The sequence below is a fragment of the Saccharothrix sp. NPDC042600 genome (genome assembly GCF_040647305.1).
Classification (GTDB): Bacteria; Actinomycetota; Actinomycetes; order Mycobacteriales; family Pseudonocardiaceae; genus Actinosynnema; species Actinosynnema mutabilis.
This window is the reverse complement of the sequence record NZ_JBEZBW010000006.1, coordinates 61,453-75,131: the sequence shown is the minus strand read 5'-3', so window position 1 is coordinate 75,131 and position 13,679 is coordinate 61,453. Positions and strand designations below refer to the sequence as shown.

Genomic DNA, 13,679 nt, shown 5'->3' with positions numbered 1-13,679 from the left:
ACCCACAAAACAGCCTCCAGCCACGGCGTTCAGGTCGAGCGCCTGACCGCCTGCTGGTGGTCATGCAGGTACCGCTTCGGAGGACACCCTCCGCTCCATCTCGGCTCGATTGCCAGCCGGAGCTGTCAACGAGACAGAGTCAAGCTCAACAAGAAGGTGTTCATGGCGGGCACCGTAACAGAGACGCCACGACGCCCAGCCACGGAGGGATGTCCCGCACTGGACCTCAGCTACCTGCCGAACTTCGGCGTTGCAGGGGCGCTGGTACTCGTCGTGGTGTACCTGCTGTCCGCGAACCACAGGCTCATGAGCGCCAACCGCAGCGACCGCGCCGAGTACCTATCGGCGCTGGCTGCCCGCGAGACCGCGCACGCCGCCGAGGTCGCCGCGCTGCGTACCGCGCACGCCGCCGAACTCTCGGCGCTGCGCACCCGGCTGTCGAAGCTGGAACGCCGCCTGTCCGAGCTGGAGGGCGAGCTGGACGCCGAGCGCGACCGCCGCCGCGCCGCCGAAGACCAGGCCGCCGCCGCGCTTCGCAGCACCCCTCCATCCGCCTGACTCGCGCCACTACACCTGCGCCGACACCGCATCCGGGTGTCGGCGCTTTTGTTGCCCATCAACAGGAAGCGAATCGTTGACCGACTACGGCATTGACATCTCCAGCCACCAGGGTGACCGGATCGACTGGCCCGCCGTCGCGGGCCACAACATCACCTTCGCCAGTGTGAAAACCACCGAGGGCACTACCTACACCAACCCGCTGGCCACCAACCAGGTCAACGGAGCCCGCTCGGTCGGCATCATGACCGGCGGCTACCACTACGCCCACCCCGGCGACATCGCCGGACAGGTCGGCTACTTCGCCGCGAGCCTCCAGGCGCGCGGCCTGCTCGACCACGGCTCCATGTGGCCCATGCTCGACATGGAGGCCGGCGGGTTCGGCGACCCCAACCCGTTCATCGCCGAGTTCATCTCCCGCTTCCGCGCCGCGACCGGCACGCCGCTGCTCGTGTACGCGAACCAGAACTGGTTCACCACCCGCCTGCGCCCTGACGAGTGGGCCGACGAGGCGGTGTTGCTGTGGGTCGCGCAGTACAACGGCAACCCCGCCCGCCCCGACTACGCTCACCCACGCCTCGTACTGCACCAGCACAGCGAGAAGGGCAACGTCAACGGCTTCCCCGGCCTCGTGGACCGCAACGCCACGATGGACGGCTGGGACCGCTCCGCCTTCGCCATCGGCAGCGTCCCCGCCCCCGCACCCGGCCCGCAGCCACCGGCACCCGCCCCGGCACCCTCCGGCTGGGTGGACTACACGATCGTCTGGGGTGACACCCTCTCCGCGCTGGCCGTCCGGTTCGGGACCACCGTCGCCGAGCTGGCGGCCGTCAACGGCATCCCCAACCCGGACCGCATCCAGGCCGGGCAGGTCATCCGGGTGCCCGTCGGGGTCGGCGGGGGCGGTGAGCGTTACCAGATCCAGCCCGGCGACACCCTCTCCGCACTTGCCGTGCGATGGGGAACCACCGTCGCGGCCATCGCCGCTCGCAACGGCATCTCCAACCCGGACCGCATCTACGCGGGCGACTGGATCACCCGCCCCTGACATGGAACCCGGCGGGTCCTTCGTCGTCTCGCTCGCACTCGCCCTCTGGTGGCTCTACAAGGGCTGCCGCGCCTTCGTCGTGTGGTTCGACCGCCACACATCCGACAACCCACAGGAGAACATCCGCATGAACGCCAACCTGTCCCGTCCGCGCCCGCTGCGCACCATCGGCTCCATCGTCGGTGGCCTCACCGCGCTGGTCGCCGGACTCGTCGGGGCCGGACTCCTCAGCCCCGGCACCGGAACCGCGATCGAAGGCGTGATCAACGCCGTGGTCGTGCTGCTCGGAACCCTCGGCATCGTCGTCACCGCCGAACGCAAGGTGACGCCCCTGTCCGACCCCCGAGATAACGACGGGACCGCGCTCGTCCCCGCGCAGCGGGAGGATGACCTGTGGTGATCACCGACGCGACTGACCCCCGCACGGTGCTTGCACCCGAGGAACTGGCCGCAGTTCGCGCCAACGTCGAACGTGCGCCCCGCCTGGCTCCGGCACAACTCGACCTCGTCGCGGCCGTCTTCCGGCCCTACGTGCGGGACGCGACCGCCTCACGACCTGCTGCCTGACACCGGCAAGGCAATGGCCCCCAGTCCCGAACGGTCGGGGCTGGGGGCCGCTTTCTCCGTTTCCGCACTACGCCACTGTGGCCAACGTGGGTTCCGAAGACACCGCCTCGCCAGGCACCTCAAGTCCGAAAAGGAAACCAGGGTCGATCGTGCTTGTTTCCAACCGACCGCGTGTCCTGCTCTTCGTGTGGTAGATCTTCGGCCGCATGATCGCCCGCAGAATCTCCCGTTGCTGCGCGATGTCCAGCCCGAGGAACACCTTCCGGGCATCCGGCCCGATCACCTGAGCCAACACCGGCGGCAGCGCCGCACGCTTCGCGCGGTCGTCCGCATCCCTGATCTTTGGCAACAACGCCATCTCGAACACGGCGAAGCTCTCCCGCGAGATCCGCTCCGCCAACACGTCGTCACGGAACCCGTCCAACTTCGCGCGCAATTGCTCCGCCTCCGCCAACGCCTCGGCCGCCGAGCCCACTGGCTGATCAAGCCGGAACAACGTCGCCGCGTCCTCACGTTCCAATAGTTGGATCGCGTGCTCGGTCAACCACGCATCCACCCTCACCTGAGACCGTGACACGCACCCCTTACGGCAGTTGTACCGAGGCCCGTCGTGCCGGTTGCGCGACTGGATGATGTCTCCGCATTCGCCGCAGCGGGCGATCCCGGTCCATCGGTGCTTGGCGCGCGTGCCCTCCCGGTGCGTCGCCCGCTTCGGGTCACGCAGAATTGCGACGACCTTCTCGTGTTCCTCTTGCGTGATGATCGGCTCCCACGACACGTCCACGGGAACCATCCGATACCCGTCAGGCGCATCCGGGTCCACCTCTTTCCGCATCACCACGTCACCGTGGTAGATCCGCTTACCAGCCGCGGGCTTCGAAGCGGCGATGTTGCGGACCTTCGTGCCGTCCCACAAAGCTCGCCAGAAGTACGGCACGCCCTGGCGGTTCAGGTCCCGGCCGATTTCCTTCGGGCTCTCGCCACCGCGCACCCGGGCAACGATGTCGTCCGCCACGTCTCGCTGCTGTGGGGTCAGCGACGCCAACAACTTCGCCCACTCCACGTCGCTCTCGCGCTCGGCCGCCAGCTTCAGCACCTTGCGTCGGTTCCAACGGCCCTCATGCGGACACGGAACCCCCTCGTCGTTGAGCTTGTTGGCGATCCACCGCAACTTCTTACGAGCGATCACCCACCTCACGACGCGCCGAATGACCTCCGCCTCCTCTGGAACGATCACCCAACCCAACGACTCGCCGGTCTCCGGGCTGTACGTCGGGCGATACCCGTAGGCCGGATGCCCAGCATGCTGCCCGAGCTTCGCCCGCTGCTTGACACCCCGCCGCGAATGGATCGAGATGTTGTCCGCCGCGCCCTCGGCTTCCGTCGCGTCCCGCGCGGTGATCTTGCGGTCGTTCGGATCCGTCATGTCGTAGATCCGGCCACCGTAGGCCCAGTATGCGCCGGTCTGGATGCAAATTTTCCGCAACGCAACGTACAGCTCAAGATCACGCTGGGCGCGGCTGCTGTCGAACGTCCACAACAGGTTCGCCCGACCCGACTTGAGGTCGTCCAACGCACGGTCGTAGTCGTTCCGGCGATCCACAGCGAAATGCGAACCACTCAGGTTTTTGTCGCTGTACGTCCGAAGATGGGTGATGCCGTTCTCCTCGAAGAACTCGTCACCCTCAGCGTCCTGGGAAGACACGGAGATCTCACGCCCGCGCGCGTCCTTCGACGCACGCAAGTAGCGGATACCCACCAACTTCACGGGACCCGAACCAGCATTCCGCCTCAACCTGCTGTTCAGCGTCCTAGTGCTCAACGGAGAACCCCCATTCGATCCTCACCAGGGTACTGCCACCTGCTCAAACGGTCCTGGCACTTGTGCGCTTCTGGTGTACGGTCAGAGCAAAAACCAGTTGCGGTGAGCGTCGCTCTCGTGTTTGGCCCAACGGCGCTATAGGCCGCGTCGGTAGGGCATCGGCGGGTAACGCTCCGACATTGTCTCGGTGCAAGTTGTAAGCGCTCTGTGCGCGTTGATGCTCGGTACACGAATAAGGACAGTAAGAACGAAACTAGCGTTCGACCACTACTACGGAACGCTGCGCGGGGTGCGCGGGTTCTCCGACCGCAACGCCCTCGACGGCGTGTTCGACCAGTCCGGCGTGCTGCCGTTCTCGGTGCGCGAGGCGCGCGGGTCGAAGGACGTGCAGTACATCGGCGACCTCGACCACAGCTGGGACGGCGGCCACCGGGCGTTGCGCGGCGGCTGGCACGACAACTGGGTGCCCGCCAAGACGGCCGCGACGATGGCCCACTACGACCGGCTGGACCTGCCGTTCCACTACGAGCTCGCGGACACGTTCACGCTGTGCGACGCGTACTTCTGCTCGGTGCCGACGTCGACCAGCCCGAACCGGAACTACTGGGTGAGCGGCTACACGGGCTTCGAGGCGTCGGGCGCGCGGGCCGTCGGCAACTCCGCGTACGCCGAGGACACCCACCCCGGCTACCCGTGGACGACCTACCCCGAGCGGCTGACGCGGGCCGGGGTGTCGTGGAAGGTGTTCCAGGAGTGGGACAACTACCAGGACAACAACCTGGAGTTCTTCACCCGCTTCAAGGACATCGCCCGCAAGGCGCTGCGCGGCTCGTACCAGTCGCTGGACTCCTTCTACGCGGCGGTGTTCCGCTCGACCAACCCGCCGGAGATGCTGGCGCGCCTGGAGGAAGGCGTGGCGCTGCTGTCGCCTCCGGAACGCGCCCTCTACGACGCGGCCCTGCGCCGGGTCCGACCGGGTTCGCTGGGTGCGGAGTTCCGCGCCGCGGTCGAGTCGGGCCGCCTCCCCGCGGTCTCCTACCTGGTCCCGTCCTCGGTGGACTCGGAGCACCCGGGCGCGTCGTCCCCGGCCGCCAGCGCCTCCATCACCTACCAGGTCCTGGACGCGCTGGCCTCGGTGCCGGACGTGTGGGACTCGACCGCGCTGTTCATCACCTACGACGAGAACGACGGCTACTTCGACCACGTGCCCCCGCCGCGCCCACCGCTCACCGAGCGCGACGAGTACGTGGGCGACCGCCCGCTGGGCCTGGGCCCGCGCGTGCCGATGACGGTCGTGTCGCCGTGGACGGTCGGCGGGTACGTCTGCTCGGAGGTCTTCGACCACACGTCCAACACGCGGTTCCTGGAGCGGTGGCTGGGCGTGGCGGAACCGAACATCAGCACGTGGCGCCGCCGAGTGGCCGGTGACCTGACCGGAGCGTTCGACTTCACCCGCCGCGGCACCCGTCCGGTCGTGGCGGCCCCGGGCCCGGTACCCCCGGCCACCCCGCGCTGGCGCCCGACGCCGCCGGCCGACCAGCGGATGCCCGTGCAGGAACCCGGCACCCGCCCGGCCAGGCCGCTGCCGTACCAGCCGGACGTGTCTGGGCGGGTGGTGGACGGGGCGGTGCGGTTGTCGTTGCGGAACACGGGGAAGTCGAGCGTGAACCTGGCGCTGTACCCGTACCGCGGGGAGTTCGGGTACCCGGTGCACTTCGACGTGGCGGGTTCGACCGAGTTCACCGTGCCGTTTACGGGGGAGTACAGCTTCACGGTGCTGGGCCCGAACGGTTTCCGTCGCGAGTTCGCCGGTGTGGCGGGGGAGTCGGTGGGGGTGGAGTCGTCGGTGAACGGCCACAGCCGGGTGCTGACGGTGACGCTGGCGAACGCGGGCGACCGCGAGGCGGTGTTCGAGGTGCGGGGCGACGGCCGGGACTTCCGCGTGGCGGTGCGCCCGGGCAAACACCGAACCGTGCCCTGGCTGACCGCCTTCCGCCACGGCTGGTACGACCTGACCATCCGCACCGCCACCTTCCACCGCCGCCTGTCCGGCCACGTGGAGAACGGCCGCGAGAGCCTCTCCGGCTGAGCGGCGGCCGCGGGAGCCGGCCGGACGGCGGCGAGGCGCGCGGCGTCGGCCTCGCCCTCGGGCGGCCGGGCCTCTGGGCGGTGGCGGCGAGTGCGCGGCGGCGGGCACCGGCTGTGGTGTTGGCGGGCGGCGGGCGGCGGCTTCGGCTGGGTGGCCAGGCGAGGGTTGGTGTGGGTCAGAGGACTTCGAGCGGGTCGAGTTTGATCCTGATCGGGGTCGGGTCCTTGCGGGCGCTGCGGGTGGCCTGGAGGGCGGCCAGGTGTTCGGCCAGGGCCTTCCCGTGGGTGCGGGACACGCGGACCAGGGCGCGTTCCCGTTCGTCGTCGTCGGACAGCGGGACCGGGCCCAGGATCTCGCCGGTCGGCGGCAGCGGCAGGTCCTCCAGGGCGGTGGCCAGGGCGTCCGGCGGCCCGTCGATCGTCGCCATGCGGACCGCCGGCGGGAAGCCCAGCTCGGTCCGGGCGGCCAACTCCTGGCTCGCGTGCCACACCGGGTCCCAGCGGACCAGGGCCTGGACCGGCGGCAGGCTTGAGTCGGCGACCACCACGACCTTGCCCGCCGGGCGCGCCAGGGCCGCCGCCGTCATCCACCGGCGGAGGGTCTCCTCGGTCGCGCGCAGGTCGGCGCGGCCGAGCAGCGCCCAGCCGTCGAGCAGCAGGACCGCTCCGTAGCCACCCTCCGCCGTGGGTTCCGCGCCCGGCGTGGCCACGACCAGCGCCCGGCCGCCCGACACGGCCGCGAGCACCTCGTCACCGCCGGACGTGCGCACGGGGATGCCGCTGAACGCCCGCCCCAGCTCCTCGGCCGTGCGGCGCGCGCCGATCACCTGGCCGCGCAACCGCCGCGACCCGCACGCCGGGCACCGGAACGCCGCCTCGGTCGCCCCGCACCACCGGCAGTACGCGGGCTTCGGCACGCCGTCGTCCGTGCCGCCCGGCAGCGCCAGCGGACCCGCGCACCGGCGGCACCGCGCCGCCGCCCGGCACTGCCCGCACGCCAGCGCCGGCACGTACCCCCGGCGCGGCACCTGGATCAGCACCGGCGAGTTCTCCTCGAACGCCGCCCGCGCCGCCTCGAACGCGATCGAGGGCAGCCGCGCACTGCGCGCGGCCGGGTCCTTCACGTCCTGCCACGCGCTGTCGCCCACCGCCGCCACGCGCGGCGCGACCGCGCGCAGGGTCTCGCGCGCCGCGACCACCTCGTGCGCCCAGCCGCTGTCCACCAGCAACTGAGCCTCGGCGGTCCGCGCGAACCCGCCGACCAGCAGCGACGCCCCGCTCAGGTGCGCCCGCTGGACCAGCACGTCCCGCACGTTCGGGTACGGCATGCGCGGCTCGGCGTGCAGGTCGTCGCCGTCGTCCCACACCACGGCCAGCCCGAGGTCGTGCACCGGCGCGAGGGCCGCTCCCCGCGTGCCCAGCACCAGCCGCACCGACCCGCGCCGCACGGCCAGCCACCGCCGGTACCGCTCGGCGGGCCCCAGGTCGGCCGACAGCGTGACCACCGCGTCGGGCCCGGCCAGCGCCGCGCACGCCGCGTGCAGCCGGGCGAGGTCGCGGTGGTCCGGCACGACCACCAGCGCGCCCCGGCCCGTGCTGACCACGGTCGTGGCCGCCTCGGCCAGGCGTGCGGGCCAGTCCTCGGCGGGCAGCGCCTGCCACACCGCCCGCGCGGTCCGGCCGGCCCGCAGGGCGTCCAGCAGGTTCGGCCCGAACGGGTACCGCGACCAGCCCTCGGCCGACGGGGCCGCCGGCGCCGGTGCCGGCTCCGGCGACGGCTTGGCCTCGGTGCGGGCGTGCCGGGGTGGCACCGCCATCCGCAGCACGTCGGTCAACGTGCCCGCGTACCGGTCCGCCACCGCCCGCGCCAGGGCCGCCACCTCCGGGGACAGCACCGGCTCCGGTGAGATCACCCGGTCCAGGAACGTCAGCTTGCGGCCGTAGTCCGACTCCTCCACGCGTTCGAGGAGGTAACCGTCGACCAACTGGCCCGCGAACCGCACCCGCACCCGGCAACCGGGCACCGCGTCCGCGTCCTGTTCGGTCGAGACCTGGTAGTCGAACGGACGGTCCAGATGAGGCAGCGGAACGTCCACACAGATCCGGGCGACGGGCAGCGTCGACGCGGGTACGCGTTCCCCGCGACGAGCGCTCGCCTTGCCTGCCATGCGCTGAGGTCTACCAGAGTGCCTCCTCGTGGTCGTCGGGACGGTGGGCCGGGTGGTATGACGTCATGGATCCAGTTTCGAACACTTGTTCGAATCGCGCAAGATCACTTTCGAGTGAAAGTCGGGTCGAGCACGTGGTCCAGGCCGGCGGCCGAGAAGGCGCTGACCAGCGCTTCCCGGCCCTCGGTGAAGTGCCCCCAGCTGTCGAAGTGCGCCGGAACCACCCGGCGCGCGCCCAAGATCCGCGCCGCCGTCGCGGCCTGCGCGCTGTCCAACGTGAGCAACGCCCCGTCGAGGAGCACGGTCCGCGCCGCGCCGGCGAACAGCACGGCGGTGTCCACCGGCCCGAAGCGCTCGGCGATCCGCTCGACGACGTCCAGCGAGGCGTTGTCCCCGCTGACGTAGACGGTCGGCAGGTCGGCCGCGGTCAGCACGAACCCGATGACCTCGCCGGTGATCGGCTCGCACCCGTCGGGTCCGTGCTGGGCGGGCGTCGCCGTGACGGTCAGGGTGCCGCCGTCGGGCCGGGGCAACTCGACGTGCTCCCACGGCGCGAGCCCGCGCGCCGTCCCGCCGAGCCGCTGCGCGCCGCCGCGGGTGGTCAGGGTCAGCGGCACGTCGGCGAGGTACGCGCGGCCGGCGCGGTCGAGGTTGTCGGGGTGCTCGTCGTGGGAGAGCAGGACGGCGTCGATCCGGCCCAGTTCCGCCGGTGTGGTGGCGGTCGGGGCGGTCTTGGTCAGGACGCGCGTGCCGCCCACGGAGTAGTCGCCGGGCGCGTCGAAGGTCGGGTCGGTGAGCAGCCGCAGGCCGCCGACCTCGATCAACGCGGTCGGGCCGCCAAAGGTGCGCACGGTGGTCACGGTGTCCCCCTTGTCATGGATAAACGCGATGTTTGCCGTGAGGAACCTAGCCGCGCCTCACGGCAAAACGCAAGCGTTACCATGAGGGGCATGGAGGTGGTCCCGGCCGCGGGCGCGGAGCAGTACCCGGCGCTCGACTTCGCGAACAGCGCGCTGGCGCTGCCCGGCGGGCAGTACCTGGACCTGTTGGGGGAGCCGGGGAGCGCGTCGCGGTGGCTGGCGGCGCACGACCTCGCGCCCGAGGACGCCGGACTGCGGGAGATGTGCGCGGCGCAGTTGCGGGCGTTGCGGGAGCAGATCAGGGCGTTGCTGGCGGCGCGGGTGGACGGGATGCCGGCCCCGGCCGGTGCGCTGGTCGCCGTCAACGACGCCCTGACGCGGACGCCCACCGCGGCGCTGTTGCGCTGGGACCCGGTGCGCGGGCTGCTCCGCGAGGCGACGCACCCGGTGACGCGGATCGTGGACCACGCGCTGGCGGTGTTGGCGGCGAACGCGGCGGACCTGTTGACCGGGGAGGACGCGGAGCGGTTGGCGGCGTGCGGTTCGCCGCCGTGCAACCGGTACCTGCTGCGCACACACGCGCGACGACACTGGTGCTCGACCCGCTGCGGGGACCGCGCGCGGGCGGCTCGGGCCTACGCGCGCCGCAAGGGCGAGTGAGCATCCGCGAAAGCCCCGGGCCGAAGGGCGGGACCGGCGGGGGTTCTCCGGGGGAGCGGTTAGGAGTACAAGGGAACGATGCTCCGGTCGACCAGCACCCTCGCCGCCCTCGTCGTGGTGGCCGCCCTCGTCGTCCCGACCTCCTCCGCCAACGCCACCGAAGCGCCCCGTGAACCCGAAGCCGTCGGCGCGGGCGGTGTGGTGGCCAGCGTCGATCCCGACGCCTCGCAGATCGGCATCGACGTGTTGCGCCGCGGTGGCAACGCCGTGGACGCCGCCGTCGCCACCGCCGCCGCCCTCGGCGTGACCGACCCGTTCTCCGCGGGCATCGGCGGCGGCGGGTTCCTCGTCTTCTACGACGCCCGGACGCGCGAGGTGTCCACGATCGACGGCCGGGAGACCGCGCCCGCCGCCGCCACCGAGAACCTCTTCGTCGAGAACGGCAAGCCGATCCCGTTCGCCGAGGCGGTCACCAGCGGCCTGTCCGTCGGCGTCCCCGGCACGCCCCGCACGTGGCAGCGCGCCCTCCAGCGGTGGGGGACGATCTCGCTGGACAAGGCGCTCAGGCCCGCCGAGGACCTCGCCCGCCGCGGCTTCACCGTCGACGCCACCTTCCACCGCCAGGTCACCGAGAACGCCGCCCGGCTGGGCGACTTCACCTCCAGCGAGGCCCTGTTCCTGCCGGTCCCGGCGGTGGGCAGCACGTTCCGCAACCCCGACCTCGCCGACACCTACCGCGCGCTGCGCAAGGACGGCGTCTCCGCCTTCTACAAGGGCGGCGTCGGGCGGGACGTCGTCAAGGCCGTCAACCAACCGCCGGTCAAGCCCACGTCCACCCGGACCGTCCGCCCCGGCGCGATGACCATGACCGACCTGGGCAACTACAACGCCCCGCAACGCGAACCCAGCCACACCACCTACCGCGGCCTGGACGTCTTCGGCATGGCCCCGCCGTCCTCCGGCGGCACGACGGTCGGCGAGGCGCTCAACATCCTGGAGACCACCAAGCTCGCCGACGAGTCCCGCACCCAGTACCTGCACCGGTTCCTGGAGGCCAGCCGGCTGTCCTTCGCCGACCGCAACCGCTGGGTGGGCGACCCGAGCTTCTCCAACGTCCCGACCAGGGAGTTGCTGTCCCAGGCCTACGCGGACAGCCGCGCGTGCCTGATCTCCGCGACCACCGCCATGCCCGGCGCGGTCGCGCCCGGTGACCCGCGCGACCCCAAGCCGTGCGGCACCGACGGCACCGAGGCGCCCACCCCGTACGAGGGCACCGACACCACCCACCTGACCGTCGCCGACCGCTGGGGCAACGTCGCCGCCTACACCCTCACCATCGAGCAGGAGGGCGGCAGCGGCATCGTCGTGCCCGGCCGCGGGTTCCTGCTCAACAACGAGCTGACCGACTTCTCCTTCACCCCGGTCACGCCGGGCGTCCCCGACCCGAACCTGCCCGGTCCGAACAAGCGCCCGCGCTCGTCGATGTCGCCGACGATCGTCCTGGACCACGGCAAGCCGGTCATGGCCCTCGGCTCACCCGGCGGCGCGAGCATCATCACCACCGTCCTGCAGGTCCTCACCCAGCGCCTGGACCGCGGCCTCACGCTGCGCCAGGCCATCGAGGCGCCCCGCGCGTCCCAGCGCAACGCCACGAACACCCAGGCCGAGGCCGCGTTCCTGGCCACCCAGGACGACGAGGCCCTGACCGCCCTGGGCCACCGGTTCGCCTCGACCGGCGAGATCGGCGCGGTGACCGCCGTCGAACGCCTGCCCGACGGCCGGTGGCGGGCCGCCGCCGAACCGACCCGCCGGGGTGGCGGCGCGGCGCGCGTCGTCTGGCCCCGCTAGTCGACAAGGGGCGGCCCCACACCGGGGCCGCCCCTTTCAGTGCAGGGGTTCGCTCTGCAGCACGGTCCCGTCGGCCGCGTACGCCGTGAGCCGCACGCCCTTCAGCACCTGCGGCTCCAGCGACGGCAGCCCGACGACCGCGGCGAACGTCCGGTCCTTCAGCTCGACCTGCACGCCGGTGCCGCCGAGCAGTTCGACGCGGTGGACGTCCTCGCGCAGGGTGCCGCCGACCTGCAGGACGTAGCGGCCGGCGTTGCGCGGGTACAGCGCCCGCACGTGAAAAGCCTCCGTACGGGACCCGACGACGCTCATCGGCCCTTCGACGGTGACCGCGCGGTACTGGTCGACGTGGCAGTACGCGGTGTTGCCGGACGGTCCCCGCAGCACGGCCAACCCCATGTCGGTGTCGGCCGCCACCACCGCGCCCAGCTGCCACGGCACGACGTCGCTGACGATCCGGGTGCCGTCGAGCATGCCGTTGTCCAGGCACCGGTCCAGGACGTTCGCCGCCGGGTCCGCGACGCCGCTGGGGTAGAAGTCGACGGTCTTCGCGGTGACCGGGACCGCCGCGGGGTCCACGGGCTGCGTCCGGTCGGGCCGGTCGCGGTAGGACAGCTCCAGGACCGCGTCCCGCGGCGACGGCCGGGTCACGAAGTACCCGTGGTCGGCCAGCACGCCGGGCAGCGGCGCGATCGCCGCCCGCGCGGACATCCGGACCAGGTCCGGCGGCACCTTCCCGACCAGCACGCCGCTGGGCGAGCGCCACCGCACCTCCAGGTCGCCGAGCGGGACGGCCACCGCGAGCGTCGAGGTGGACGTGGTGGCGTGGGTCAGCTCGCAGAACCTCTCGCCCGGCGCGGCGAGCACGCGGCGGCCGTTCAGGCGCACGGTGAACAGGGCGGTGGTGAAGCCGCAGCGGGACAGGTCGGCGCTCGTCGTGGGCACGACCTGGGCGTCCTCCGGGCCGGCGAACGGGCGGTGCGAGGTCGTCGGCGGCGTGGTGGGGAACGCGGCCGGACCGTCGGCGCGCTCCACCGACCGCGCGACGACCAGGCCCCCGACCAGCACGGCGACCGCCGCCGCCACCGCCAACGGCCGGTGGGACCGGCCCAGGACCCGGTGGCGCATGCGTTCGCGCACGTCCGGCGGCAGGGAGCGGCGCGGCGGGAGTTCCGGCAGGCTCATGAGACCTCCTCGTTCAGGGCAGCGCGCAGCCGGGCGCGGGCGCGGGAGATGCGGGAGCGCACGGTCACCTCGGCCACCCCGAGGACCACCGCGGCCTCCGCCGTGGACAGCTCGCCCAGCAGGCACAGCTCCACGGCCTCGCGCTCGGCGGTGGGCATCGCCCGCACCACCGCCAGCACCCGCCGCAACCGCGCGGAGTCGTCCACCGAGGAGGCGACCAGCTCGGCGTGGTCGGGCACCGCCGCCGGCCCCGGCAACCGGCCCAGCGCCCGGCGGAACCGGCCCGTTCGGCGGAACTCGGTGCGCGCCAGGTTGCCCGCCACGGCGTAGAGCCAGGGCAGCGCCGAGTCCCGCACCAGCGCCACCTCCGAGCGTCGCCGCCACGCCGCGAGGAACGTCGCCGACGTCAGGTCCTCGGCCAGCGACCACGACGCGGTCAGCCGGTGCGCGTGGTTCCACACCGCCTCGGCGTGGCGGTCGAACAGCTCCGCGAACGCGGCCCGGTCACCGCGTCGCCACAGCTCGCCGTCGGTCTCGACCAAGCGCGCCGCCCCCCGGGTCGTGGCACCCCTCATGCACCTAAGTAGCCGCACCGGTCACCGTTGTTGCAGTCGACTCATCCCAGATGATGAGCCGCGCGGGCTACTCCGAGCGGACGCGCGCTTACGGACCCGCACGGCACCTTGGTGGTACGACGAGACCAGGGGAGGCCGACATGACCACCATCACCATGACCACCACGCAGACCAAGACCCCCGCGGTCCCGCACGGCCTGTTGACCGCCACGCGTTTCCTGGGTCACTTCCTCGCCGCGTTGGTGGGTGTGATCTTCCTCGGCCGGGGCATGGAGCACTGACCCCTCGCGCGCTCTCCTA

At 72.0% G+C, this 13,679-nt stretch carries 13 protein-coding genes; 8 read left to right on the top strand and 5 right to left on the bottom strand.

The window, feature by feature from the left end; all coding sequences use genetic code 11:
* Positions 1-162 precede the first annotated feature (162 nt).
* The 4 genes from AB0A74_RS06930 to AB0A74_RS06915 all read left to right on the top strand — a co-directional run bounded on the left by AB0A74_RS06930 (position 163) and on the right by AB0A74_RS06915 (position 2,173).
* Positions 163-558, top strand: a complete 396-nt coding sequence (locus AB0A74_RS06930; RefSeq protein ID WP_358247924.1) for a hypothetical protein — start codon at positions 163-165, stop codon at positions 556-558.
* A 76-nt stretch (positions 559-634) separates the two neighbouring features.
* On the top strand, positions 635-1,606 hold the full coding sequence (locus AB0A74_RS06925) for a GH25 family lysozyme (RefSeq protein ID WP_358247923.1): 972 nt from the start codon (positions 635-637) through the stop codon (positions 1,604-1,606).
* Position 1,607: 1 nt separating this feature from the next.
* The gene (locus AB0A74_RS06920) at positions 1,608-2,006 is read left to right on the top strand and encodes a hypothetical protein (protein ID WP_358247922.1); all 399 of its coding nucleotides are present in this window, start codon (positions 1,608-1,610) and stop codon (positions 2,004-2,006) included.
* Positions 2,000-2,173, top strand: a complete 174-nt coding sequence (locus AB0A74_RS06915; protein ID WP_358247921.1) for a hypothetical protein — start codon at positions 2,000-2,002, stop codon at positions 2,171-2,173. The genes AB0A74_RS06920 and AB0A74_RS06915 overlap by 7 nt, the downstream gene beginning before the upstream one ends.
* 67 nt (positions 2,174-2,240) lie before the next feature.
* Here the strand turns inward: AB0A74_RS06915 and AB0A74_RS06910 are convergent, their stop codons facing one another.
* Positions 2,241-3,941 (bottom strand): recombinase family protein, encoded by a 1,701-nt coding sequence (locus AB0A74_RS06910; RefSeq protein ID WP_358247920.1) that lies wholly within the window; start codon positions 3,939-3,941, stop codon positions 2,241-2,243.
* Positions 3,942-4,212: 271 nt separating this feature from the next.
* On the opposite strand from AB0A74_RS06910, the gene AB0A74_RS06905 reads away from it, so the two are divergent.
* Positions 4,213-6,084 (top strand): phosphocholine-specific phospholipase C, encoded by a 1,872-nt coding sequence (locus AB0A74_RS06905; RefSeq protein WP_358247919.1) that lies wholly within the window; start codon positions 4,213-4,215, stop codon positions 6,082-6,084.
* A 175-nt stretch (positions 6,085-6,259) separates the two neighbouring features.
* Here the strand turns inward: AB0A74_RS06905 and AB0A74_RS06900 are convergent, their stop codons facing one another.
* Together AB0A74_RS06900 and AB0A74_RS06895 are read right to left on the bottom strand one after the other, a co-directional pair.
* On the bottom strand, positions 6,260-8,251 hold the full coding sequence (locus AB0A74_RS06900; protein WP_358247918.1) for a primosomal protein N': 1,992 nt from the start codon (positions 8,249-8,251) through the stop codon (positions 6,260-6,262).
* A 104-nt stretch (positions 8,252-8,355) separates the two neighbouring features.
* Positions 8,356-9,111, bottom strand: a complete 756-nt coding sequence (locus AB0A74_RS06895) for an MBL fold metallo-hydrolase (protein ID WP_358247917.1) — start codon at positions 9,109-9,111, stop codon at positions 8,356-8,358.
* 90 nt (positions 9,112-9,201) lie between these two features.
* Between AB0A74_RS06895 and AB0A74_RS06890 the strand changes: the two genes are divergently transcribed.
* The gene (locus AB0A74_RS06890; protein ID WP_358247916.1) at positions 9,202-9,771 is read left to right on the top strand and encodes an ABATE domain-containing protein; all 570 of its coding nucleotides are present in this window, start codon (positions 9,202-9,204) and stop codon (positions 9,769-9,771) included.
* Between the two features lie 78 nt (positions 9,772-9,849).
* On the top strand, positions 9,850-11,619 hold the full coding sequence (gene ggt, locus AB0A74_RS06885) for a gamma-glutamyltransferase (protein ID WP_358247915.1): 1,770 nt from the start codon (positions 9,850-9,852) through the stop codon (positions 11,617-11,619).
* Between the two features lie 36 nt (positions 11,620-11,655).
* On the opposite strand, the gene AB0A74_RS06880 is transcribed toward ggt, so the two are convergent.
* Complete coding sequence (locus AB0A74_RS06880) at positions 11,656-12,804, bottom strand: hypothetical protein (RefSeq protein WP_358247914.1); 1,149 nt, start codon at positions 12,802-12,804, stop codon at positions 11,656-11,658.
* Positions 12,801-13,379: an RNA polymerase sigma factor gene (locus tag AB0A74_RS06875; protein WP_358247913.1), complete on the bottom strand. Its 579-nt coding sequence runs from the start codon at positions 13,377-13,379 to the stop codon at positions 12,801-12,803. Before AB0A74_RS06875 ends, AB0A74_RS06880 begins: the two co-directional genes overlap by 4 nt.
* 140 nt (positions 13,380-13,519) lie before the next feature.
* On the opposite strand from AB0A74_RS06875, the gene AB0A74_RS06870 reads away from it, so the two are divergent.
* Positions 13,520-13,660, top strand: a complete 141-nt coding sequence (locus tag AB0A74_RS06870; RefSeq protein WP_358247912.1) for a hypothetical protein — start codon at positions 13,520-13,522, stop codon at positions 13,658-13,660.
* The last annotated feature ends 19 nt before the right edge of the window (positions 13,661-13,679 follow it).